This is a genomic window from Nitrobacter vulgaris (genome assembly GCF_002028545.1).
Taxonomy (GTDB): domain Bacteria; phylum Pseudomonadota; class Alphaproteobacteria; order Rhizobiales; family Xanthobacteraceae; genus Nitrobacter; species Nitrobacter vulgaris.
The window spans coordinates 28,568-51,893 of sequence record NZ_MWPQ01000045.1; the positions used below are offsets into that span (position 1 = coordinate 28,568).

The following is a 23,326-nucleotide window of genomic DNA, read 5'->3' on the forward strand; positions in this document are numbered from 1 at the left end:
CGGCATCGCGATCTTTCGGGTTTACGGCTTCGCCGCCGATGCCGCAGGCCTGCCGCTTGGATGCCCAAAGAAACGGAAGAAGTCGGAATCGGGCTTCAGCAGGAAGCGGGTAGCGCTGCCCTTCAATCCGTTCTGGTAGGCGGTCATTGACCGGTAGAACGCAAAGAAGTCCGGGGCCTTGTTGTAGGCATCGGCAAACAGACGGTTGCGCTCGCCATCGCCCTGGCCGCGGATCTGCTCGGCCGCGGAATTGGCCTCGGCCACGATCACGGTCGCTTCGCGATCAGCCTTTGCCCGGATCTCCTGCGCTTTCTGACCACCCTGAGCGCGGAACTCGGCGGCCTCCCGTTGTCGCTCAGTCTGCATGCGCTGATAGACCGCCTGACTGTTCTGGTCCGGCAGATCGGCTCTCCGAATCCGAACATCGACGACCGAGATGCCGTATCCGCTGGCCTCCTTGTCGAGCTGGTCGCGGATGCGACCCATCAGTTGTTCGCGCTCATCCCGCACCACCTGGATGAAGGTGACCTCGCCCAGAACACGACGCAGCGACGCATTAAGCAGTGTCGTCAACTGGATATTGGCTGCCTGGACGGAGCCGACGCTTTGGTAGAAGCGCAGCGCATCCTTGATTCGATAGCGCGCGAACGCATCGACAACGAGCCGCTTCTGGTCCGACGCAATGACTTCCTGCGACGCCTGCTCGAGGTCCAGAATTCGTTTGTCGATCTGGATCACGGAATCCACAAACGGCGCCTTAAAATGCAGTCCCGGCTCGGTGACGACACGCACCGGTTCACCCAGTCGCACCAGCAACACCTGATCGGTCTGGCTCACCGTGAAAACGGAACTATATCCCACCACCAGCAAGGCCAGCCCTACCAGTAGCCCGGCAATCCCTAAAACTCCGATTTTCATCGGGCGCTCCCGTTCGTCCTGGCTGGCTGGTTCGCGGTCCCGGCACCACGCGGCGATGTCAATTCGCTCAGCGGCAGGTAAGGCAAGATACCCGGCGACGATGAACCCGGATCGTATACGAGCTTGTCGGCGTCTCCGAGCACATGCTCCATGGTCTCCAGGTAGATGCGCTCGCGCGTCACGTCAGGTGCCGTTTTGTAGGCCTCATAAACCTGCAGAAACCGAGAACTCTGGCCCTTGGCTTCGGCGATGGCCTGTCCCTTGTAGCCTTCAGCATTCTGCACGATCTGCGACGCCCGGCCGCGCGCATCGGGAATAACTCGATTGGCGTAGGTCTGGGCTTCGTTCTGCAGCCGCTCGAGGTCAGCACGCGCCGCCTGCACGTCGCGGAATGAATCGATGACCTGAGCCGGTGGATCGACCTTCTGCATCTGCACCTGCTGAATCAGAACACCGGCACCATATTCATCCAGGGTCTTCTGCATCAGTTCATGCACCGAAGCTTCAATTTTGGTTCGCTCGGACGTTAGAATGGGTTGAATATCCGAACGTCCCACCAATTCGCGCATCGCACTTTCGGCCACCGCTTTGACGGTACCTTCCGGATTCTGGATATTGAACAGGAAGTCACCGACCCCGCCCGGCTTGATCCGCCACAACACCGTGAAATCGACGTCGACGATGTTTTCATCGCCCGTCAGCATCAGACTTTCCTCCGGCACATCACGCATCGTGCTGGTGTTCCGGGCCGGGTCCTGAGCCAGCGTCAAACCGATATTGAGGGTCGAGACACGCAGCGCCTTCGGCAGCAACACGGTCTCGATCGGATACGGCAGATGATAATTGAGGCCAGGCTGCACGGTCCGTACATGCTTGCCGAAGCGCAGCACCACACCGAGTTCTTCCGACTGCACCCGGAAGAAGCCGGACATCCCCCAAATCACGACCGCGCCGACCAGGATCAGCAAGATGCCCATGCCGCTCAGATGTCCGCCTGGCAACAGTTGCCGGATACGTTCCTGAGCCCGACGCAGCAGATCCTCAAGATCCGGTGGCTTGGGTCCAGTCGGCTGCGGGCCGGCTCCCCAAGGCCCTTTCGGACCCTGACCCCACGGCCCCCCGGTTTGATTCTTCCACGGCATCGACACTCTCCTCCGCGCGGATGGGCCTTTAAAGCCTAACCTCGCTCTCCATTCGACCTTATAGGGGACGCTCTCGGCCCTTACAACGCGGCTTGTTAGCTGCAAGGAGCTATATTCGATCAGACAAATGTCAATGCAAACATCAGGGAATGCGGTTAATGCATCCGACGGCGATATGTCACATAAGAATAATCGGCAGTGTCGCCGCTGGCCGCCGTGTTTCGGCAGCGGGCGACTTCGTGCCAGATCGAAGGATCGATCGGCGGGAAAACGGTGTCCCCATCGACTTGGGCATGAACCTCGGTCACTTCGAGGCGGTCGGCTACAGGCATGGACGCGGTATAGATCTCGGCACCGCCGATCACCGCAATCTCAGCGACCGAACGCCGCATGGCATCTCCTTTTGCGATGGCGAGCGCGTCTACCAGCGATCGTGTCACCAACGCTCCGGCCGCCGTAAAGTCCGGATCGCGGGTGATGACGATGTTGGTTCGTCCCGGCAGTGGCCGACGCAATGAGTCGAAGGTTTTGCGGCCCATTACGATCGGCTTGCCGATAGTGATCGCCTTGAAGCGTTGCAGATCGGCTTTCAGCCGCCACGGGATTCCATTGCGCTGACCAATTATACCGTTCTCGGCAACCGCAACCACCAGGGCTATTTCCGGACGCAGGGAGACAATCCCGGTCATACGGCGACCTCCGCCTTGATGTGCGGATGGGGATTGTAATTTTCGAGTTTGAAGTCCTCGTAGCGAAACGCGAAGATATCCTTCACCTCGGGGTTAATTGTCATCGTCGGCAGCGGCCGCTCGGGCCGCGCGAGTTGAAGCCGAGCCTGCTCAAGATGATTCGAATACAGGTGCGCGTCGCCCAGGCTATGTACGAAGTCGCCGGGATTAAGCCCCGTAACCTGCGCAACCATCATCGTCAGCAGCGCATAAGACGCGATATTGAAGGGTACACCGAGGAATACGTCGGCCGAGCGCTGATAAAGCTGGCATGACAGTTTTCCGTTGGCGACATAGAACTGAAACAGGCAATGGCACGGCGGTAGCGCCATCTTATCGACATCGGCCGGATTCCACGCACTGACGATCAACCGCCGCGAATCGGGGTTGTGTTGGATCATGTCAATGACGTTGGCGATCTGGTCGATACTGCGACCGTCCGGCGCGGGCCATGAACGCCACTGCGAACCGTACACCGGGCCGAGATTGCCGTTTGCATCGGCCCACTCGTCCCAGATCGAGACGCCGTGGTCTTTCAGATATTTAATGTTGGTCTCGCCCTTCAGGAACCAGAGCAGTTCATGCACGATCGACCGGAGGGGAAGCTTCTTGGTGGTCAGCATCGGAAAGCCAGAGGCGAGATCGAAGCGCATCTGATGTCCAAAGACAGACAGCGTTCCGGTGCCGGTACGGTCATGCTTCTCCGTACCTTCGCCGAGTATTCGTTTGAGCAGATCGTGATATTGATTCATGCCAGTGGCGCTTTCGGGCGATGAACTTAACGTCGGATCGGTTGATCTGACAGCGCCGCGCCTCATTATACCCGGGAAAATGGATCGCCGAGACGGCAAAAAATGTGCCGTCTGGCACCCTTTTTTCCTCACGTTTTGCAGACTATATTGAAAGCGCCGGTTCGCCGGCTATGGAAATAAATGGCCGCCGCAATAAACCATTCGGACCCGGGGGCAGTACCCGGCGCCTCCACCAGAGCCCGACCCGGCAGATTTCGGGTTCTGGCGGGGGCGAAACAGGATCGACGAGGGCGTAAAGGGCTCGCTTTTTCCCGGTATGGTTCCGCCGTTATCGGGCTATGCAATAGTTGCAAACGACAACTATGCTCCGGTTGCTCAGGCTGCGTAACGCAGTTTGAAAGACCACTCTGAAGTCCTGATGGGTTAAGCTCCGTCAGGCGGGGTTCGGAGGCACCTGGCAACAGAAGCCTCCACTTTAATCCGTTCACCGCTCCAGCCCAACTGGCGACGAGAAACTTACCGGTCCGACCCCAACCGCTGCTGACCTCGCAAGATCGTGGGAGTATCATCGCGAGACGGCGCGAGTCGGCTTAGACGTTCGCGGCGATTTGCGCATACTGCCGAGGCGACGAGACCTAATCGATGCAAACCGATCATATTCGCTACGATTTGCTTACGAGCGACGCAATGCGCGGTGTCCTGCGCCGCGTGCTGATGGACGCCGCCGAGCACGGGCTGCCGGGCGAGCACCACTTTTTCATCACCTTCATGTCGACGGCCGACGGAGTGACGATATCGTCCCGCCTTCTGGCGCAATATCCCGAGGAGATGACCATCATTCTCCAGCATCAGTTCTGGGATCTGACGGTGACCGAAGATCACTTCGAGGTCGGGCTGTCGTTCGGCGGGGTGCCGGAGCGCCTCGTGGTTCCCTTCAGCGCGATCAAGGGCTTCTTCGACCCATCGGTACAGTTCGGATTGCAGTTTGAGCCGGCTGCGACAGAAACAACCGAGACGGAGAAAGCTGAGATCGAGACAAGCGCGAGCGAGACCTCGAGGACGACCCCGACTGCGCCCTCCCCGACGGCGCTGGCCGTTCCGGCCAATCCTTCTCAGCCGGCCGAAACCGAGGACAAACCTAAACCTGGCCAGGGCGCCGAGGTTGTCAGACTGGACCGCTTTCGCAAGAAGTAACCCGGGGTTGCATTTGCCGGATTGTCCTTTCGCGGGCGGAGGATTGGGCTGCGCCCCACAGCGGCATCAAACATAACGGACCGGACCATGGTTGCGTCATCACGCACGGCGAAAACGCGCACGGAAACCGATAGCTTCGGTCCCATCGAAGTTCAGGCAGACCGCTACTGGGGAGCCCAGACCGAACGCAGCCGACAAAACTTCCGCATCGGAGACGACCGGATGCCGATGCCGCTGATTCGAGCGCTCGGCATCGTCAAACTCGCAGCAGCACAGACCAATCGGGAGCTTGGCCTGCTCGACCGCCGGCGCACGAACGCAATCATTCGCGCGGCACGCGAAGTGATCGACGGCAAGCTCGACGAGCATTTTCCGCTGGTGGTCTGGCAGACCGGTTCCGGCACACAGACCAACATGAACCTCAACGAGGTCATCGCCAATCGTGCCAACGTGTTGCTCGGTGGCGAACTCGGCCATAAGAAGCCCGTTCACCCAAACGACCACGTCAACATGAGCCAGTCGTCGAATGATTCATTTCCGACGGCGATGCATATCGCGGCAGCTCATGGCATCGTGTCAGACTTGGTTCCCGCCCTGGCCGCTCTGCTCAAGGCGCTACGCGAAAAAGAAAAGGTCTTCGCTGATATCGTCAAGATTGGGCGGACTCATACCCAGGATGCAACTCCGCTGACGCTCGGCCAGGAATTCTCCGGCTATGCGGCGCAGATCGAGAGCGGTCTGGCCCGACTTCACATAGCACTGAAGGATCTCTATCCGCTGGCGCAAGGCGGAACCGCGGTGGGGACAGGACTGAACTCGAAGCCAAAATTTGCCAAACTGTTTGCGAAAAATGCAGCGCTGCTTACAAAACTCCCCTTCACAAGCGCTCCAAACAAATTTGAGGCGTTGGCTTCAAACGACGCCTATGTTTTCGCTCACGGCGCGATCAATGCAGTCGCAACGGGCCTGTTCAAGATCGCGAACGACATCCGCCTTCTGGGTTCCGGACCTCGGTCTGGCCTCGGAGAGCTGATTCTTCCCGAGAACGAACCTGGGTCATCCATTATGCCGGGGAAGGTCAACCCTACTCAGTGCGAAGCGATGACAATGGTCTGTTGTCGGGTGTTCGGAAACCATACGACCGTGACTGTGGCTGGCAGCCAGGGGCATTTCGAACTTAACGTTTACAAGCCGGTTTTGGCTTACTGTATGATCGATTCCATACAGCTGCTCGCCGACGTCGTGCGCTCATTCACCGAACACTGCATCAAAGGCATCCGTGCCGACGAGCAGCGGATTCGCGAATTGATGCAACGCTCGCTCATGCTGGTCACGGCTCTCGCGCCAAGGATCGGCTACGATAACGCGGCGAAGGTCGCCAAGGCCGCCCACGCTCGCGGATCAACATTAAAGGAGGAGGCTCAGCGGCTCGGCTTTGTTACGGCTGCGGAGTTCGACCGATTGGTGCAACCCAGCAAAATGACCCGACCAGGATAAAATGACCGGTCGGAGTTTTGTAGTTCTATCATTCTCTAACAGGCTGATATTCTAATGATCAGGGTTTCGGCAATTATTATATTCTAATATTGCGTAGCATATTAGACAAAATTTTCTACCCTGCTGCGATGCATCATGGTACATCCCCAATTATAGCCGCTTTTGGCGGAATGAATTTTCGATGTTTGCGGCTGCGCGTTCCCGGCATTCAAGACAGCGGAATTGGTCATGGGGGATGTGATTAACTTAAACAAGCGCAGGAAGCGCGCCGAACGCAAACAGGCGGCCGCCACCGCTGACGCTAATCGCGCGCGCTTCGGCCGCAGCAAAGCCGAGCGCGATCTTTCCGAACAGCGGAGGATGCGAGAACTGCGTTTGCTCGATCAACACCGCATCGACGGCGAGGACGCGTCATGAAATCGCCAGTAGTGAAACGATCGATCGTAGTGGCTGGTCACAAGACAAGCGTGAGCCTCGAGGAAGCATTCTGGAACGGGATGAAAGAAATTTCGAGTCACCGCGACATGACGCTGTCCGAACTCGTCGGGGAAATCGACAGCAACCGCCAACAGGGCAACCTCTCCTCGGCAATCCGTCTCTTCGTGCTGGACTACTTTCGAAGCCGCGCGACGACGTCCGGATCCGAACACAGTCCTAGCCTCGGATAGCAAGCGCGATTCTCCGCAGATCACCGGCGCAATTCTCATCCGTATGTCTGCGAAGGTCCGCGTCACGATAGTGAGCCGGGCTAGGTTGTTTCCCGAATACCGACGTCGGGTACTTTCAGCTACTATTTACCTGCCTTGACGATCTGCCATCGCGCCGATCAGAGGTAGACCGCGAAGTCACCTGCATGCCCGCAGCGCGGTCCACCGACGGTCCGCAGCACCGCTTTCGCAGTTGGACCGAACAAACATCCGGTGAGATCTCATCGTGCGACGATGATGAGGCTTGCCGGAATACAGATGGAGTCAATCATGCAAAACGACGAAAGCGGCGACCGCCGCGGAGAACCAGGACCATTGCGCGAATATGCCGTCGTCAAAAGATCCGTGGTCGTCGGTGGTCACAAGACCAGTGTCAGCCTCGAAGATGCGTTCTGGACCAGCCTGAAGGATATCGCGACACGGCGGGGCATAACCCTTTCCACACAAATTGCTTCGATCGATACCAATCGCAGGACCAGCAACTTGTCTTCGGCGATTCGTCTGTATGTCCTCGAGCATTTTCGCACGCGAGCGGTAAGCACCATGTTCATCGGCGAACGTCAGGCACCGTCAACGCGGCTTGCGCCGCTTGGCCCGAAGTAGCTCCACTCCTGTCGGCTCGGAGCAAATCAGAAGGAATACCCGGACTTGGTCGGGGACACTTCTTCGCGAGTTGACGCACTGGCTTCGTTCCTCCGGGGAGACGGGCGGCCTCAGCGCTGGCGCACCGGCCTTGGCGCCACGAGCTGTGTCTCCACCGGCAAACGCGCAACCGACGGCGGTGTCGGCACACGGGATACCCGGGCGGCAGTCGTCGGACGCCGAGACGGTAGCGGGACAGCCATCCGACCTCTTGCCGCGAACCGCCGAGGATCCCGCTTTGGTCTTGGTGGATGAGTGACGGGTGCTGCGTCCGAAGCCAGTAGACTAGCGGAAAGATTTGAGGGTTCAGCCTGCAGGGATGCCTGCGCCGGGGAAACGCTCGGAGCCGGCTCCAGGCTTTGCTCGATCGAGTCGAGTCTGCGAGACTCGCGATCAATCGACCTCACCGCAAGCCATGAGGACAGCGCCGCGACATCAATAGCCCGGTTTATCGCGTGGGACGGCCCAACTGCGAATATCTGAACTTGCGGACGATCGTTCGCAGACCCGGTCGAGGTTGACGCAAGGCCAGCGCGCATATCGACTTGATCCGACGTGATGTCATAGCCGCCGGAGACAATCGCCTGCGCACCTTCGCCGTCTAACGGCGTTGGGCTAACACGCACACGGCCATCCCTCACCGTGAACGGAATTTGCGCCGATACGACCGACAGCGGACCGGCGGTGAGAGACTGCTCTACGATCTCCTGCAATCTAGCATCGTCCGATCCCCGCTCGACATTGCCATTGATCGCAACTTCGAACACGCGCGGATCGAGCCCTGAAATCCGCGCGTGATCGAGCGTGACCACCCCGTCGCCGGACAACGCTCCCACCATCGCCGACGCGCTGCGGCCCCGGCTGGCGAGTGTGATCCGCGCCGAGATGCGGCCGGCAGGCATCGCCAGCGCACCGTATTGCAATGCTGCCCCCTCGACGTTGGTGAATTGGACGTTCGCATTCAAGGCAACGCCTTCGGCGGTCTGCCCAACATGGAGGCTTGCCGTGGCATCGCCATCGCCGATTTTCCCCTTCATCGCATCGAACGTCAGGGAATGGTCGTCCCCTTTGACAACGCCGCTGACGGGTCTCAATTCAGCGCCTCCCGGCAACGTGCCGCGCAGCGCCGCGAAAGCCAGTTGACCGCGCCAGCCCTCCGGCAGGCCGACATTCAACGGCTCCGCCGGATCACGCCCCCCGAAGTCGACTGCAAGCCCGAACACCGTCGCCAGATCGAGCGTATTGATTCCGAGTTCGCCTTCGAGGCGCCTTTCGTTTCCTAGACTGACCGTAACATGCCCGCGCATACGCGAGTCGCCGATCGCGCTATCGAGATCGCTGAAAATCAGCTTGTCGTCGGCCAGGATGACATGGGACGAGAGCCTGACCTCCTGACCGTCGGGACCGGACGGCTGAAGATTCAGTCGCGGCTTGAGATCGACGCGGTGAACTGTGAGATTAAGGTCCGCCTTCCGATCCGATGACCATGGCTGCACCATTCCTTTTATTTCGGCATCCAGATCGGTTCCTGACATCCTCGCATTTAGCTGAGCCGGGGTACGCCAGGTTCCCGTCGCTGTAGCTTCCAATACAGATGGGTTCGCAACCGCGATCACACGATCAAGACCCAGCAGCATCGGCACGCCCCCGCCGCGCTCCGACGTCAGATTCGTCCGAAGCGTCACCTCGCTGCGTGCCAATACATCAAAATCGGCGGCGCGTACCGCCGCGAGTGAAGGTGCTGCAACCAGTGACAGTGAGCCTTTCAGTTGCGGCAGATTGACGTCGAGTGTAGCGCTGGCATCTGCCTTGTTGTTGTCGGCAAGGCTCTTACCAACGTTGAGCGTGAGGCGAAGCTGGGCAGCCCCCGCGGCCGCCGGTATCGCATCGAGGCGCGCCGCAACGCTCGGTGCGAGCGGAGCAATCACGCTCGCCATAGGGGCAACCGACTCAGATGTCGCATTCAACGATAACTTCCCGGTGGTATTGATGCGGTCGAATGCACCGGAGCTATCGATCATGAGTCCGCCGGAGGAGCCGACTTTCAATTGTTCGAGCGAGATTGCCGTTGGCCCATAACTCAGTTCGGCGAGAAATGGACCGAACTCCCGTGTCGCCCACATCGCGTGATCAACATTTAAGGACAATCGTCCCTCACTGGGCCAACTGTCTTGCAATGCCGCGACCGCGCGCACCAGACTTGCCGCCGCATCAAGATCGAGACGATCCGCTTTGAGTTCAGCTTCGGCCCGCGTACCGTTCTCCGGTGTCAAATCGACAAACGCCAGCCGCCCTTCAACGCTGCCACCCTCGATATCGGCCTTGAGCTGTTCGAAGACCACCTGGCTTTGATCAGCAGTCAACTTGCTTTGCACATGCAGCGGCTTTCGGCTCAGATGAGTGACTTCGCCACGGCCCTGCAACCATGCGATGAAAGTATCGGGATCAGACGATTCAACGTCGAGTGCACCGTTGAGTCGCGGCGACGGTCCGGGCAGCAGGATCGCGCCGTTAACAGCCATACGCGTGGCGCCGGGAGCGTGGAATTCCAGCCGGCTGATCGTCCATGAAGCAGCGTCGCTGCGTAAGTCAGTGCTGAAATTTTGTATCGGGCGGCCGCCCAGCATGATCTGGTCGGCGCTGATCTCTATGTCGGCGGCGAGCCATGGTTTCGGGATTTTTGTTAGATAACGTTGCATTGTCTGCAACATCTTTGCGGGATCGGCCTGTTCCTTGGCAAACAGGCGGTCGGCGTCGAGTTGACGCGCGGAGAATGCAGCGCGAAGCCGGGGCGACGAGCCGAAACGAATGTCTCCTTTGCCTGTGAGCCTCAGCGCAGAGTCGGCATGACCATAACTAGCATCAACCTGCTCGAGACGCGCGCCTTTCGGATCTGCTTTTACGTTGGCCGATACACGCCATGGTCTTTGAGAGGGGGCGACCGAAAAGTTTTTGCCGACAGATTCCCCAGCACCTGCCAGCGTCAGCGCGCCATCGAAGCGCGGGATCTGTTCGTCGAATGACAAGATCCCATCGACGTCGATGAACTCCGCCCGCGTTCCGGGATCGATCGCGACGTGAACACGGCTGGCACCGCCGGCACTCGCCTGTGCGAGCGAAATTTGGAAGGGATATCGCGTTCCTGACAACACGAAATTGCCGTCGCCGCGCACGGAAGCTCCCGATGGCCGCACCTCTCCACTGAACGCGATGTCGTTCAATTCCAAAGTGCTGCGGCTTGCAGCATCATGAAGCGCTACGCGGCCGGTGAGATTCAACTGATCAACAGAAAGCGAGCCGAAATTGAGCGATAGTGGCCAGCCCATCCGCTCTCTGTCATTGAGACCGAGGTCGAGCGCAACACCGTTGATCGTCAATTCGGTTGCGCGCCACTCTCCACGCATCAGCGAACCAAGGCTGAATTCGACGGCGAGACTGTCGGCCTGTACCTGTCCCGGATCGTTCGGCCTTCCAACGAATACCGACTCAAGCCGCAATGACGGCGACGGCAGCAGCCGGGCGTCGATCCTACCCTCGACCCGCACCGGCGCGCCGATCACGCGCGCCGCCTCTGTCTCGAACTGGGACCGAAACCGGCTCCAGTCGATGAAATGCGGCCCGATCAGCGCGGCGATGAGCGCAACAATGAATGTAATCGCCAGGCCGAGCAGCGTCGTCTGCACGGTGTCCCCCTCTGACCCTTCCGACAGAATTGCATTCGTTCGGGTCGCCCTTCCGCAAATGGTAGACCCGGGTTCGTGCTTCCGGACTCCGCGAGGCGCACTAAAACGAATGCCGTATCCTTATACTAATAACAACTGTGGCAAAGTCGCAGCGACGGCAGGCAGCGCATTGTTCCTGGAAGGGGCGGCGCAGACAGTGCGAAGCGATGATGGCGGTCAAGTGATCCATCATCGCGCACCGACCTGTTCTGGCTCGAACTGGGGAATCGGCCTCGATTACATGAAAGCGTGCCCGCGCCTCCCGCGTTCATGGCCGAATCCCATTTGCGCTATTTGCGGGAAATCGCCTGGACGGCCCAATTGTAGATCCAACTCTTCGGATTGATCGACGAAAAGCATCTGCGTGAGGGAGAGGAAATTACAACACGCTCACCGAGAAGCCTCTCGGCAACCTCCGAACGATGACGCTTCACGTCGAGATGGCCGCCCGCTGTCCCCCTCGCCTCCGATAGCGGTGCCCACTTCAGGCCGTCGTTGCCCTTGCAGCATCGCCGCGCGTCCCCGAGGGCACAGCGCCGGACAATCGCGATGCCCTCGACACCCCAGGTTAAAACCCGCGCGCTATGCGCCGGGTCGGCCGCGCAACAACCCGACCACCGCTGAAACCACTAACAGAATCAGCGCGATGAAAAAGATGATCTTCGCGATTTCGATCGAGGCGCCCGCGATACCTCCAAAGCCCAAAACGCCGGCAATCAATGCAATGACCAGGAACGTCACTACCCAATTCAACATGATCTGGCCTCCATTTTTGCGCGCTTTGCGCGTGACTGAAAAACAATCCGTCACCGGAACAATAGTTCCGCCCGGTCCTACACGAGAAAGTTCTGAAAATGAGCGGCTTTTGGGGAACAAAACGTCGAACGCGGCGAGATCATTCCATTGGCTTGGACGCAGAAAAGCCGATACGAAGCGCGTCACCCCTATATATTTCATTGATCCGACTAAGAGGCTCTCCCCTTCGCTGGCCAGCAGTGTCATCGTGGGGAAAGACGATTCGCATGACCGATCCAGGTAGACTGATCCATAGCAACGTTTCCGAGCACCAGCCCGCCGCCGGCGGCATCGCTGCGCGCGCGCGGGCCGCAGCAACGCCACGATATCTGAGCGGGCTCAATCCGGAACAGCGCGAGGCCGTGGAAACGCTGGACGGACCGGTTCTGGTGCTGGCCGGTGCGGGAACAGGCAAGACCCGCGTGCTGACGACCCGCATCGCGCATATTCTCAGCCAGGGCCGCGCCCGCCCTGGCGAGATCTTGTCGGTGACTTTCACCAACAAGGCCGCTCGCGAGATGAAGCATCGTCTCGGCCAGATGCTCGGGCAAGCAGTCGAAGGTATGCCGTGGCTCGGCACCTTTCATTCCATTGCGGGCCGGATCCTGCGCGTTCATGCCGAACTGGTGCAACTCAAATCCAACTTCACGATTCTCGATGTCGACGATCAAATCCGCCTGCTCAAACAGCTTCTGCAGGCCGACAACATCGACGACAAGCGCTGGCCCGCACGGATGCTGGCCGGGTTGATCGACGGCTGGAAGAACCGCGGACTGACGCCCGCACAGGTGCCATCGGGCGAAGCCTCCGTATTCGGCAACGGTCGCGGCGGCAAGCTTTACGCCGCCTACCAGGCGCGGTTGAAAATCCTCAATGCAGTGGACTTCGGTGATTTGCTGCTGGAGAATGTCCGGTTGTTTCGCGAGCATCCGGACGTGCTGCGGCAATACCAGAACCGCTTCAAGTTCATCCTTGTCGACGAGTATCAGGACACGAACGTTGCGCAATATCTATGGCTGCGGTTGCTGTCGCAGGCGCCGCCTTCATCGCAAGCGCATTTTCCCGCTTCCTCTCCGGGAGAGGATCCGAGCCCGCGCACGGCCCAGCCCAAAAACATCTGCTGCGTCGGCGACGACGACCAGTCGATCTACGGCTGGCGCGGCGCCGAGGTGGATAACATCCTGCGCTTCGAGCACGATTTTCCAGGCGCCAAGGTGATTCGACTGGAGCGTAATTATCGCTCAACCGGCCATATCCTCGCCGCTGCCTCGCACCTGATCGCGCATAACGAAGGCAGGCTCGGCAAGACATTACGTACCGAGGATATCGACGGCGAGAAGGTCACCGTCACCGGCTCCTGGGATTCCGAGGAGGAAGCCCGAGCCATTGGCGAGGAAATCGAACAGCTCCAGCGCGCCGGCGAAAAATTGAATGAAATCGCAATTCTGGTGCGCGCCTCATTCCAGATGCGCGAGTTCGAAGACCGCTTTGTCACGCTTGGCCTGCCCTATCGCGTTATCGGCGGTCCTCGCTTCTACGAGCGCGCCGAAATCCGCGACGCGCTCGCCTATCTGCGCCTCATCAACTCGCCAGCTGATGATCTTGCCTTCGAGCGCATCGTTAATGTGCCCAAACGTGGCCTGGGCGATGCCACCGTCCAGACGCTGCATGGCATCGCGCGAAAGCGGCAGATCCCGCTCAGCGAAGCGGCCCGCACCGTTGTCGAAACCGACGAGTTGAAACCGAAAGCGCGCGGATCGCTGCGCGCTTTGGTCGAGAGTTTCGACCGGTGGCGCGTGCAGCGAGAGGCCATACCGCACACCGAACTTGCCGAGATCGTGCTGGACGAGAGCGGCTACACGGAGATGTGGCAGAAGGATCGCTCGGCTGATGCTGCTGGTCGCCTGGAGAATCTGAAAGAACTGGTACGCTCGATGGAGGAGTTCGAAAACCTGCAAGGCTTTCTCGAGCATATATCTCTGGTGATGGATCGCGACGGCGGCGCCGACGAGGATGCCGTCTCGGTCATGACGCTGCATTCCGCCAAAGGGCTCGAATTCGACAGCGTCTTCCTGCCAGGCTGGGAGGAAGGTCTGTTTCCCCATCAGCGCGCGCTGGATGAGCAGGGACGCTCTGGTCTCGAAGAAGAGCGCCGCCTCGCGCACGTCGGGCTGACACGGGCGCGCCGACGCGCAAAGCTCTATTTCGCTACCAATCGCCGTATCCATGGCTCATGGTCGACGACGATTCCGTCCCGCTTCCTCGACGAACTGCCGGCTGAAAACGTCGAGATCACGGAATCGAAGGGTGGGTCGGGATGGGGCGGAACGGGCGGTTACGGCCCCTCGCGGTTCGACAACATCGAGGCGTTTGGCTCGAGCTATGCAACGCCTGGCTGGCAACGCGCACAGGCCAATCGCGGTCGGGGCGGATTTAATGAGACCAATGCACCCTATGCTGCGAGCCGACCGAAGTCGAAGTACACGCCATTGACCATCGAAGGCGAACTGGTCGCGAAATCTACCGGCACGACATCCGAGTTCTCACTTGGCGACCGGGTCTTTCACCAGAAATTCGGCTACGGAAAAGTGGCGCGGATCGATGGCAACAAGCTGACCATCGCTTTCGAAAAAGCCGGCGACAAAAAGGTGGTCGATAGCTTTGTGAAGCGGGTGTAGCCGAATTGCGAACCACCGCACGTGTTCTTATCTAACCTCCATTCCATCATCCTGCCATTCGACGCGATAGCATCTTCTCGTCGTCCCTTTTCCACCAGCTTACAGCGTGTCAAGCTCGCATGTCGCCCATCATATCTATTTCCGGCTTGTCGAAGACCTACGCGTCCGGCTTCGCAGCACTGAAGAGCATCGACCTCGATATCAAACGGGGTGAGATTTTCGCACTGCTCGGCCCTAATGGCGCCGGCAAGACAACGCTCATCAGCATCATTTGCGGCATCACCAACGCGTCCGCAGGTCAGGTGCGGGTCGACGGTCGGGACATCCGGCGCGACTATCGAACTACCCGCGCGCTGATCGGCCTGGTGCCGCAGGAACTGCATACTGATGCGTTCGAAACGGTCTGGGCAACCGTGAGTTTCAGCCGTGGGCTGTTCGGAAAGCCCAAGAACCCGGCCCATATCGAGAAGGTCCTGAGAGATCTCTCGTTGTGGGACAAGAAAGATAGCAAGATCGTCACGCTGTCCGGAGGCATGAAACGACGTGTTATGATTGCGAAGGCCCTTTCACACGAGCCGCAAGTGCTGTTTCTCGACGAGCCCACAGCGGGGGTCGATGTCGAATTACGGAAAGCCATGTGGGAGATGGTGCGCGCGCTGCGAGCCTTGGGCGTCACGATCATTCTGACGACGCATTACATCGAAGAAGCTCAAGAAATGGCGGACCGTGTCGGCGTCATCAATAGGGGCGAGATCATTCTCGTCGAAGAAAAGGCAGCGCTGATGCAGAAGCTCGGCAAAAAGCGGTTGAAGCTTCATTTGCAGTGCAAGGTCGAAGCCATACCTGCAACGTTGGCGGCTTACAATCTCGAACTTGCCGCAGACGGAATGCAAGTGATCTATACCTATGATACCCAAAGTGAGCACACCGGCATCACCAGCCTGCTGAGCGATCTCCGTGCCGCGGGTATCAGATTTTCCGACCTCGACACCACTGAAAGCTCGCTGGAAGAGATCTTCGTCAGCCTGGTAAGGACCTGACCATGAATTTTGGAGCCGTGCAGGCGATTTACAAGTTCGAAATGGCGCGCACTTGGCGCACGCTGCTGCAAAGCATCGTGTCACCGGTGGTTTCGACCTCGCTTTATTTTGTGGTGTTCGGCGCGGCAATCGGATCGCGCATCACTCAGGTCGAGGGCGTCAGTTACGGCACTTTCATTGTGCCCGGACTCATAATGTTGTCGGTGCTGACGCAAAGTATCACCAACGCATCGTTCGGGATCTACTTCCCAAAGTTCATAGGCACCATTTACGAGATACTGTCGGCGCCGGTCTCCTATTTCGAGATTGTCCTCGGCTATGTGGGGGCGGCTGCGACCAAATCGATTATTCTAGGCCTGATCATTCTGGCCACCGCCGGTCTGTTCGTGCCATTGCACATTCATCACCCGATATGGATGCTGACCTTTCTGATATTGACCTCAGTGACCTTCAGTCTTTTCGGCTTCATCATCGGGATTTGGGCCGACGGTTTCGAGAAACTGCAGATGATTCCGATGTTGATCATCACGCCGCTAACATTCCTCGGAGGAAGTTTTTATTCGATCAACATGCTGCCGCAGACTTGGCAAACCCTCGCGCTTTTTAATCCCGTCGTCTATCTCATCAGCGGATTCCGGTGGAGTTTTTACGAGATTGCTGACGTCAGCGTGTCCGTGAGTATTGGCATGACAGTCGGTTTTCTTGCGGCCTGCATGTTGATGGTATGGTGGATATTCAGAACCGGCTATCGGCTTAGACATTAAATTGTGATGCGCAAACGCAGACCGCGACGGGTTCAACCCCCGACCGCGGTCTGCTCATACGTCATACGGGAAATCCTTATCAACGGTAGCAGTGGAAATGCCCGTGCTTCCAATAACCACGGCATCGATGCCCCCTTCGGTATCCGCGATCCGGAATGCCGAGCACGCCGTTGACGCCGCCCACGGCACCCCCGACGCCGGCGCCAATCGCGCCGCCGATTGCGCCACCCACCGGCCCTGCCGCACGATGACCCTCGTACGCGCCTTGGTTGGCACCACGCTCCATGCCATTGAAGACGCCCTGAGCATGCGCTTGATGCGGAATGGCGAATAGGGCCAGCGCCGCTGCAGCAGCGGCTACCGCGATCCGCAATCGGAAAGAAGGCTCGGTTGGCAATGCTATGGTTCTCATCCTCATCGGCGTTTCTGTCCTTATTTTGAATCTAGCTAGGTTGCCCCAACAGGCCGTGATCGCTGGATCTGAGGTGATATAATGTGGAATCCCGCCGAAAGTTCCAAGCCGTGCGCGAGGGCGCTTTCCAAGGTCTCACCCGACTTTTCCTCCCCGCCGCCTTGGTCGTGCCGCCTCGTGAGTTAACGATGACGCAAACCCGCTACTGGAAGCACATCCTGTTTGAGCGCATATATGGCTCGGGGACGTAGGCTGAAGTCGAGGCCGAGGTAATGCGCAAGTTTCTTATTCCTGTTTCCGCTCTGCTGTTTCTCGCCGCTGGTAGCGTCGCCCACGCAAAGGTGTCCATTGTGGTCGACAAGGACAATCAGCAAATGACCGTTTCCGTCGACGGCGTTGAACGCTATCAATGGCCGGTCTCGACTGGAAATCCGTCGCACGAAACTCCGAATGGAAAATTCCAAACTTTCCGGATGGAAGCCGACCATTTCTCCAAGGAGTTCGACGACGCGCCGATGCCGCACTCGATCTTCTTCACCAAGATCGGTCATGCCATCCACGGCACGTTCTCCGAGGGCAGCCTCGGCGTCCCCGTCTCTCACGGCTGCGTCCGTATCTCGCGCGCCAACGCCAGCACACTGTTCTCTCTCGTGAAGACAGAGGGCGTCCTCAACACCACCGTCACACTGACTGGATCGTCGCGCGTGGCGCTGGCGCGCAATCCTCGTAGCAGGCGGCAAACCGATGTCGCCCGTCGCGATCCGACGTCGGCCTATCAATCTTACGATGCCGCCGGAAATCCGGTCGATCTGACGCCCGGACAGATCGCACCCGGTCGCCAGCCGCAAGCCACCGTTCGCGGCGACGACGGCTATATCTATCCGGCGGACGGCAGTTCCAACGATCAGCGTTATCCTGCTCCGCGCGGTTATCGTCGCGGTGCGCAGAACGTTCCTCAACCACAGCAATACTACTACGGCGATCAAACAGGCTACGGATACGCGCAGCCTCAGGTCTATGCGCCACGACCCTATCGGTCGCGTGGCCTGTTCTCTGGCTTCGACGACTGACCGCTACTATCTTCACCATTGCGCTGTTACCGCCAACGCAGAGCGTGTCATCAGGCTGAACTCGGCTCTTAAGCCTTGTGCCGTCCATCGGACTTTCCGATAAGAGCTTGAAGGACGGCAGTCAGACCGTCTGAGGACTTTGAAGCGGATATGTCAGACACTGACGTCGTTATCATCGGCGCAGGCCACAACGGCTTGACGTGCGCGGCCTATCTCGCAATGGCCGGACTCCGCGTCAGAGTCGTGGAGCGGCGCAAGGTGGTAGGCGGCGCAGCGGTGACCGAGGAATTCCACCCAGGTTTCCGCAATTCGGTCGCGGCCTACACCGTCAGCCTGCTCAATCCGAAAGTCATCGCCGACCTGCAGCTTCACGACCACGGCCTGCGGATCGTCGAACGCCGCGCGCAGAACTTCTTGCCCGCTCCCGACGGCCGCTTCCTGCTCACCGGCGAAGGCCGCACCCGGGCATCGGCGGCTCGCTTGAGCGAACGGGATGCAAGCGCGATCGGCGATTTCATGCGCGAACTCGAAGAGATCGCCGACGTTGTCCGCCAATTCGTGCTCCGCGCGCCACCAAATCTCGTTGAGGGGCTTGGCCTCAAGGCGGCGCACGAGTTCGTCAACGCCGCCGGAACGGTGGGTATCTTGCGCGGGCTTTCGCTGGAGCAGCAACGCAGCCTGCTCGATCTCTTTACGCGATCGGCAGGAGACATGCTCGACGATCGCTTCGAAACCGATCTTATCAAGGCTCTGTTCGGCTTTGACGCCATCGTCGGCAACTATGCGAGTCCCTACGCGGCCGGCTCGGCCTACGTGATGCTGCACCATGCTTTCGGGGAAGTGAACGGCAAGAAGGGCGTTTGGGGACACGCCATCGGCGGCATGGGCGCGATCACCCAGGCGATGGCAATGGCCGCCCGCGCGACCGGTGTGGAAATCGAAACGAACGCAGGCGTGCGTGAGATCGTTGTCGAAGGAAAGCAGGTAGCAGGTACCGTGCTCGACGACGGACGGACGATCCGCGCAAGATATGTCGCGGCGAACGTCAACCCAAAACTACTGTATACGCGGCTGTTGCCCGCAGACGCGCTGCCCGCCACCTTTCTGACCCGCATCAAGAACTGGCGCAATGGCTCCGGGACATTCCGGATGAACGTCGCGCTCTCCGCCCTCCCCTCATTCTCCGCCTTGCCGGGCGCCGGCGACCATCTCAGCGCCGGTATCATCATTGCACCCGGTCTCGACTACATGGACAGCGCCTGGCGTGACGCGCGAAAGTTCGGCTGGAGCCGCGAACCGGTGATCGAGGTTCTGATCCCCTCGGTGATCGACGATTCCCTCGCACCGCCCGGCCGCCATGTGGCCAGCCTTTTCTGCCAGCATGTCGCGCCGCAATTGCCTGACGGCGCGTCTTGGGATGACCATCGCGATGAGGTCGCCGACCTCATGATCGCGACCGTCGACCGCTACGCGCCGGGCTTTACCGCCAGCGTGATCGGCCGGCAGGTCCTGTCACCGCTCGACCTCGAACGCGAATTTGGATTGCTGGGCGGCGATATCTTCCACGGCGCGCTGACGCTGAACCAATTGTTTTCGGCCCGGCCGATGCTGGGCTACGCAGATTATCGGGGCCCGCTGAAGGGGCTCTATCACTGCGGCGCCGGCGCGCATCCCGGCGGAGGTGTCACAGGCGCACCCGGTCATAACGCCGCCCGCGCCATCCTGCGGGATCACCGGGCGCTGTTCGCTCGCCGCTAACAATCAGCACCACATAGACTATCGCCAGCGAAGCCAATTCCGACCACAACCCAAGCCGATGCCGAGGCGACGGATAACGCTGTCGAAAACCCTGTGCGAAACCGAGGATCAGACTGTGGAAATCCTGTGGATATCTTTGTGGAAAGCTTCCGCATCCCCGGCCGCCCTTCGTGACAATCGCGACGCCTGTCGCCGTCACTCCGCCCACGCCTTCCGGCCCGCGCATTTTCCATCGTCTAAGTTTCCGATTTGCACTAAAGCAAAGGCCTGACGAAAGCAGGCAAGTTCTGGGGGGTGAGGTGCTACAAATTCTTGGCCGGGTTTTTCTGGCGATTCTTGTCCCGACTTATCTCGGTTATGTCGGCGCATCGTTGAATATGTTTGACGTCTACCTGCTCGTGGCCGCCTCCTGGTCGCTGTGGGCCTATGGGCAACCGGGACCGCAAGAGCTCTGGGAAAGCGGCGGCATCATCGCAATTATAAAGGGCTGGCTTGTCATGGTGTTCGCCATTCTCCTGGTCGCCGGACCGGCCTATGGCATCGGCTATCTCATTTCCAAATATGTATGAGGCCCTGCGGGATCTCCGTTCCCCTTTCCGCTTCTCATGAAATCCGAGGCGGAGCTATGATCTTGATTTAATGCGTTTTCTTCACGCGAACCGGTCCACTTCGCTCGAAAACGCTATGGACCCCGGGCTGTCGATGACAAATGCCATTTCGCCGGCAACAAGCTGCGCCGCCTTCGCCATCGGGGCAGAGCAGATCGCGCGTCGGGTCGTCGATCTCCTGACCGAAAGCCTTGAGGATAGCGAGGCCGCGGTTACCGCATTCGAACGCAGCGACGGCTGCTGGAGCATCGCGGTCCACTTCGCCGATCCGCCGGACGAAAAACGAATCCGCGCGCTGATCGCTCTCGCCGCTGGCGATGAGATCGCCCGGACCGTCGTCTTCGATAGCGTTGCCGCCAGGGACTGGGTCGAGGCCAGCCTTGAAGGGCTGGCTCCGGTCCCCGCTGGCCGCTTCATCGTCCACGGTCGGCACGACCGCGCACGCGTCCCGCCGAACAAGCTGAGCATCGAGATCGAGGCCGCGCTGGCATTCGGCACCGGCCATCACGGCACCACCCGGGGCTGTCTGCTGTTGCTCGATCAGGTACTGCGCGCCCGGATGCCGCGGCGCGTTCTCGATCTCGGCGCTGGCACGGGCGTCCTGGCCATCGCCGCGGCCAAAGCGCTGCGTCGGAACGTGCTGGCCAGCGACATCGACCCGCGTTCCACGTCCGTGGCAAGAGAGAATGCCGTATCGAACGGCGTCGGCAATCTTGTCGAGGCAATCTGCGCGACCGGCTTTTCCGCGCCGTCGTTTCGCATGCGCGCGCCGTTCGATCTGGTGCTGGCGAATATCCTTGCCAATCCGCTGCGGCAGATGGCCCCGGCCATGGCGCGTCACCTCGCGCCTGAAGCCATGGTGATCCTCTCGGGGCTGCTGCCGCAGCAAACTCGCGGCGTCATCGCGGCCTACCGCGCGCAGGGGCTGGTGTTGATCCGGCAGATCCGGATCGACGGGTGGTGCAGCCTGCTGATGCAGAACAGACGATGACCCCCCGGCTGCGTTGCGCAGCCCTGCCCTCGATCCTATGATGCCGGGACAATGTTCGAGGCCCATTTCCAGACATTCGAGGACCCCGAAGGCGGCGTCGCGCTGACCGCCCGTCTCGCCGCGTTTCGCGAGGAGCTGGTGCGGCGGCAACTGACAGGCTTCGTGATCCCGCGCGCGGACCGGCAGCAGAACGAGTATGTCCCGCCTTCCGAGGAGCGGCTGGCGTGGCTCACCGGCTTCACCGGATCGGCCGGCCTTGCCGTCGTGCTCGCGACGGAAGCTGCCGTATTTGTCGACGGCCGCTACACTTTGCAGGCGGCGCAACAGGTGGACGTTCGGGCCTGGAGCATCGCTTCGCTGGCCGATCCGCCCCCGGAAAGCTGGCTGGCGGAGCATCTCACGGCGGACGATCGCCTTGGTTACGATCCATGGCTGCACACCTCGGCGGCGGTCGAACGTCTCGCGACGGCTTGCACGAAGGCGGGCGCCGAACTCGTTCCGGTGGAGAGCAACCCGGTCGACAGCATCTGGACCGACCGACCCGCGCCTCCGCTCGGCCCGGTAACGATCCATGGCGCGACGTTCGCCGGCGAAGCCGAGGCCGACAAGCTCGCGCGCATCCGCACTGAGATGACAAAGCTCGGCGTCGATGCGCTGGTGTTGTCGGATTCCCATGCGGTGGCGTGGACCTTCAACATTCGCGGCGCCGATGTCTCGCATACGCCGCTGCCTCTGTCCTACGCCGTGGTGCCGAAGGATGGCCGTCCCACGATCTTCATCGACACCCGCAAACTTTCCAACAGCGCACGCGATCATCTCGAGCGCAACGCCGAGGTCCGCGAACCTGATGAGCTGACCGACGCGCTGACGCAGACGGCCCAATCCGGCGCGGCCATCGCGCTCGACAAAGCCACCGCCGCCGACGCGTTGAGCCGCCTGATCACATCCGCCGGCGGAAAGCCGGTGCGCGGCAACGACCCCGTTGCGCTTTTGAAGGCGGTGAAGAACCAGACCGAGATCGAGGGCGCCCGCGCCGCGCATCGGCGCGACGCCGTGGCGCTGGCGCGGTTTCTCGCCTGGATCGACCGCGAGGCGCCGAAGGGCACGCTGACCGAAATCGACGCGGTCGAGGCACTGGAAACCTTTCGCCGCGAGACCGGCGCGCTGAAGGACGTCTCCTTTCCCACCATCTCGGGCACCGGGCCGAACGGCGCCATCGTCCACTACCGCGTCACCCGCATGAGCAACCGCCGCATCGTGCCCGGCGATCTGCTGCTGATCGATTCCGGCGGGCAATACGAGGACGGCACCACCGACGTCACCCGCACCATCGCCATCGGCACGCCGACCGACGAGATGCGCGACCGCTTCACCCGCGTGCTGCGCGGCCACATCGCCATCGCCCGCGCGATGTTTCCTGATGGCACCACCGGCGCGCAACTCGACACGCTGGCGCGGCAGTTTCTCTGGCAGGCCGGCATCGACTTCGACCACGGCACCGGCCACGGCGTCGGCAGCTATCTGTCGGTGCATGAAGGCCCGGCGCGGATTTCGAAACTCGGCACCACACCGCTGAAGCGCGGCATGATCCTGTCCAACGAGCCGGGCTATTATAAACGTGATGGGTTCGGCATCCGGATCGAAAATCTGGTGCTGGTCACGGCCGCGGAAATTGCGCATGCCGAGAAACCCATGAACGGCTTCGAGACCCTGACGCTGGCGCCGATCGACCGCCGCCTGATCGATCACCGCATCAGCAAGAAAGAGCTGATGTGGCTTAACGACTATCACGCCCGCGTCCGCCGCGAGGTGCGCCCGCATCTCGACGAAGCCACGAAACTCTGGCTCGACGCAGCGACCGAGCCGCTGCCGTAGCGCGCGCGAGGCTTGCCTCGTTCGCGTCACGAA

The 23,326-nt window shown here is 60.2% G+C and carries 20 protein-coding genes and 1 other RNA gene; 14 read left to right on the forward strand and 7 right to left on the reverse strand.

What is annotated here, in order from left to right:
• Positions 1 to 21: 21 nt before the first annotated feature.
• The 4 genes from hflC to B2M20_RS12505 form a co-directional block, all read right to left on the reverse strand.
• Positions 22 to 918, reverse strand: a complete 897-nt coding sequence (hflC, locus tag B2M20_RS12490) for a protease modulator HflC (RefSeq protein ID WP_079447379.1) — start codon at positions 916 to 918, stop codon at positions 22 to 24.
• Entirely contained in the window at positions 915 to 2,060 is a 1,146-nt protein-coding gene (hflK, locus tag B2M20_RS12495; protein ID WP_079447380.1) for an FtsH protease activity modulator HflK, read from the reverse strand. The genes hflC and hflK overlap by 4 nt, the downstream gene beginning before the upstream one ends.
• 155 nt (positions 2,061 to 2,215) lie before the next feature.
• Positions 2,216 to 2,749, reverse strand: coding sequence for a dihydrofolate reductase (locus tag B2M20_RS12500; protein WP_079447381.1), 534 nt, complete (start codon positions 2,747 to 2,749; stop codon positions 2,216 to 2,218).
• Positions 2,746 to 3,540, reverse strand: coding sequence for a thymidylate synthase (locus B2M20_RS12505; RefSeq protein WP_079447410.1), 795 nt, complete (start codon positions 3,538 to 3,540; stop codon positions 2,746 to 2,748). The genes B2M20_RS12500 and B2M20_RS12505 overlap by 4 nt, the downstream gene beginning before the upstream one ends.
• Positions 3,541 to 3,656: 116 nt before the next feature.
• Here B2M20_RS12505 and ssrA point away from each other — a divergent pair.
• The 6 genes from ssrA (at position 3,657) to B2M20_RS12535 (ending at position 7,541) form a co-directional block, all read left to right on the forward strand.
• Positions 3,657 to 4,015, forward strand: a transfer-messenger RNA (tmRNA) gene (gene ssrA, locus B2M20_RS12510).
• A gap of 167 nt (positions 4,016 to 4,182) precedes the next feature.
• Positions 4,183 to 4,734, forward strand: a complete 552-nt coding sequence (locus B2M20_RS12515; protein WP_079447382.1) for an SspB family protein — start codon at positions 4,183 to 4,185, stop codon at positions 4,732 to 4,734.
• A gap of 87 nt (positions 4,735 to 4,821) precedes the next feature.
• Positions 4,822 to 6,231: a class II fumarate hydratase gene (fumC, locus tag B2M20_RS12520; protein WP_079447383.1), complete on the forward strand. Its 1,410-nt coding sequence runs from the start codon at positions 4,822 to 4,824 to the stop codon at positions 6,229 to 6,231.
• A 228-nt stretch (positions 6,232 to 6,459) separates the two neighbouring features.
• Positions 6,460 to 6,648 (forward strand): DUF4169 family protein, encoded by a 189-nt coding sequence (locus tag B2M20_RS12525; RefSeq protein WP_079447384.1) that lies wholly within the window; start codon positions 6,460 to 6,462, stop codon positions 6,646 to 6,648.
• On the forward strand, positions 6,645 to 6,899 hold the full coding sequence (locus B2M20_RS12530) for a ribbon-helix-helix domain-containing protein (RefSeq protein ID WP_079447385.1): 255 nt from the start codon (positions 6,645 to 6,647) through the stop codon (positions 6,897 to 6,899). Before B2M20_RS12525 ends, B2M20_RS12530 begins: the two co-directional genes overlap by 4 nt.
• Positions 6,900 to 7,208: 309 nt before the next feature.
• Positions 7,209 to 7,541: a ribbon-helix-helix domain-containing protein gene (locus B2M20_RS12535; RefSeq protein ID WP_079447411.1), complete on the forward strand. Its 333-nt coding sequence runs from the start codon at positions 7,209 to 7,211 to the stop codon at positions 7,539 to 7,541.
• Between the two features lie 110 nt (positions 7,542 to 7,651).
• On the opposite strand, the gene B2M20_RS12540 is transcribed toward B2M20_RS12535, so the two are convergent.
• Together B2M20_RS12540 and B2M20_RS12545 are read right to left on the reverse strand one after the other, a co-directional pair.
• Complete coding sequence (locus B2M20_RS12540; RefSeq protein ID WP_079447386.1) at positions 7,652 to 11,263, reverse strand: AsmA family protein; 3,612 nt, start codon at positions 11,261 to 11,263, stop codon at positions 7,652 to 7,654.
• 621 nt (positions 11,264 to 11,884) lie between these two features.
• Positions 11,885 to 12,058, reverse strand: coding sequence for a DUF1328 domain-containing protein (locus B2M20_RS12545; protein ID WP_079447412.1), 174 nt, complete (start codon positions 12,056 to 12,058; stop codon positions 11,885 to 11,887).
• 266 nt (positions 12,059 to 12,324) lie between these two features.
• Here B2M20_RS12545 and B2M20_RS12550 point away from each other — a divergent pair, with 266 nt between their 5' ends.
• The 3 genes from B2M20_RS12550 (at position 12,325) to B2M20_RS12560 (ending at position 16,579) form a co-directional block, all read left to right on the forward strand.
• Complete coding sequence (locus B2M20_RS12550) at positions 12,325 to 14,775, forward strand: ATP-dependent helicase (RefSeq protein WP_079447387.1); 2,451 nt, start codon at positions 12,325 to 12,327, stop codon at positions 14,773 to 14,775.
• Between the two features lie 119 nt (positions 14,776 to 14,894).
• Positions 14,895 to 15,815 carry an ABC transporter ATP-binding protein gene (locus tag B2M20_RS12555; RefSeq protein WP_079447388.1) on the forward strand — a complete coding sequence of 307 codons (921 nt, stop codon included), beginning with the start codon at positions 14,895 to 14,897 and terminating at the stop codon, positions 15,813 to 15,815.
• A gap of 2 nt (positions 15,816 to 15,817) precedes the next feature.
• Positions 15,818 to 16,579, forward strand: coding sequence for an ABC transporter permease (locus B2M20_RS12560; protein WP_079447389.1), 762 nt, complete (start codon positions 15,818 to 15,820; stop codon positions 16,577 to 16,579).
• Between the two features lie 79 nt (positions 16,580 to 16,658).
• Here the strand turns inward: B2M20_RS12560 and B2M20_RS12565 are convergent, their stop codons facing one another.
• Positions 16,659 to 16,997, reverse strand: coding sequence for a hypothetical protein (locus B2M20_RS12565; RefSeq protein WP_079447390.1), 339 nt, complete (start codon positions 16,995 to 16,997; stop codon positions 16,659 to 16,661).
• 266 nt (positions 16,998 to 17,263) lie between these two features.
• On the opposite strand from B2M20_RS12565, the gene B2M20_RS12570 reads away from it, so the two are divergent.
• From B2M20_RS12570 to B2M20_RS12590, 5 genes are all read left to right on the forward strand, one after another.
• Positions 17,264 to 18,061: a L,D-transpeptidase gene (locus B2M20_RS12570; RefSeq protein WP_079447391.1), complete on the forward strand. Its 798-nt coding sequence runs from the start codon at positions 17,264 to 17,266 to the stop codon at positions 18,059 to 18,061.
• A gap of 150 nt (positions 18,062 to 18,211) precedes the next feature.
• Positions 18,212 to 19,819 (forward strand): phytoene desaturase family protein, encoded by a 1,608-nt coding sequence (locus B2M20_RS12575; protein ID WP_079447392.1) that lies wholly within the window; start codon positions 18,212 to 18,214, stop codon positions 19,817 to 19,819.
• Positions 19,820 to 20,118: 299 nt separating this feature from the next.
• Positions 20,119 to 20,388, forward strand: coding sequence for a hypothetical protein (locus B2M20_RS12580; RefSeq protein WP_079447393.1), 270 nt, complete (start codon positions 20,119 to 20,121; stop codon positions 20,386 to 20,388).
• Between the two features lie 133 nt (positions 20,389 to 20,521).
• Positions 20,522 to 21,418: a 50S ribosomal protein L11 methyltransferase gene (locus tag B2M20_RS12585; protein WP_087881178.1), complete on the forward strand. Its 897-nt coding sequence runs from the start codon at positions 20,522 to 20,524 to the stop codon at positions 21,416 to 21,418.
• 51 nt (positions 21,419 to 21,469) lie between these two features.
• Positions 21,470 to 23,293, forward strand: a complete 1,824-nt coding sequence (locus B2M20_RS12590; protein ID WP_079447395.1) for an aminopeptidase P family protein — start codon at positions 21,470 to 21,472, stop codon at positions 23,291 to 23,293.
• Positions 23,294 to 23,326: the final 33 nt, after the last annotated feature.

Coding starts and splice junctions, on each gene's coding strand:
- B2M20_RS12570 (WP_079447391.1), top strand. CDS start 17,264: ATGCGCAAGTTTCTTATTCCTGTTTCCGCTCTGCTGTTTCTCGCCGCT.
- B2M20_RS12500 (WP_079447381.1), bottom strand. CDS start 2,749: ATGACCGGGATTGTCTCCCTGCGTCCGGAAATAGCCCTGGTGGTTGCG.
- B2M20_RS12555 (WP_079447388.1), top strand. CDS start 14,895: ATGTCGCCCATCATATCTATTTCCGGCTTGTCGAAGACCTACGCGTCC.
- B2M20_RS12515 (WP_079447382.1), top strand. CDS start 4,183: ATGCAAACCGATCATATTCGCTACGATTTGCTTACGAGCGACGCAATG.
- B2M20_RS12575 (WP_079447392.1), top strand. CDS start 18,212: ATGTCAGACACTGACGTCGTTATCATCGGCGCAGGCCACAACGGCTTG.
- hflC (WP_079447379.1), bottom strand. CDS start 918: ATGAAAATCGGAGTTTTAGGGATTGCCGGGCTACTGGTAGGGCTGGCC.
- fumC (WP_079447383.1), top strand. CDS start 4,822: ATGGTTGCGTCATCACGCACGGCGAAAACGCGCACGGAAACCGATAGC.
- B2M20_RS12585 (WP_087881178.1), top strand. CDS start 20,522: ATGACAAATGCCATTTCGCCGGCAACAAGCTGCGCCGCCTTCGCCATC.
- B2M20_RS12525 (WP_079447384.1), top strand. CDS start 6,460: ATGGGGGATGTGATTAACTTAAACAAGCGCAGGAAGCGCGCCGAACGC.
- B2M20_RS12550 (WP_079447387.1), top strand. CDS start 12,325: ATGACCGATCCAGGTAGACTGATCCATAGCAACGTTTCCGAGCACCAG.
- B2M20_RS12545 (WP_079447412.1), bottom strand. CDS start 12,058: ATGTTGAATTGGGTAGTGACGTTCCTGGTCATTGCATTGATTGCCGGC.
- hflK (WP_079447380.1), bottom strand. CDS start 2,060: ATGCCGTGGAAGAATCAAACCGGGGGGCCGTGGGGTCAGGGTCCGAAA.
- B2M20_RS12505 (WP_079447410.1), bottom strand. CDS start 3,540: ATGAATCAATATCACGATCTGCTCAAACGAATACTCGGCGAAGGTACG.
- B2M20_RS12560 (WP_079447389.1), top strand. CDS start 15,818: ATGAATTTTGGAGCCGTGCAGGCGATTTACAAGTTCGAAATGGCGCGC.
- B2M20_RS12565 (WP_079447390.1), bottom strand. CDS start 16,997: ATGAGGATGAGAACCATAGCATTGCCAACCGAGCCTTCTTTCCGATTG.
- B2M20_RS12535 (WP_079447411.1), top strand. CDS start 7,209: ATGCAAAACGACGAAAGCGGCGACCGCCGCGGAGAACCAGGACCATTG.
- B2M20_RS12590 (WP_079447395.1), top strand. CDS start 21,470: ATGTTCGAGGCCCATTTCCAGACATTCGAGGACCCCGAAGGCGGCGTC.
- B2M20_RS12530 (WP_079447385.1), top strand. CDS start 6,645: ATGAAATCGCCAGTAGTGAAACGATCGATCGTAGTGGCTGGTCACAAG.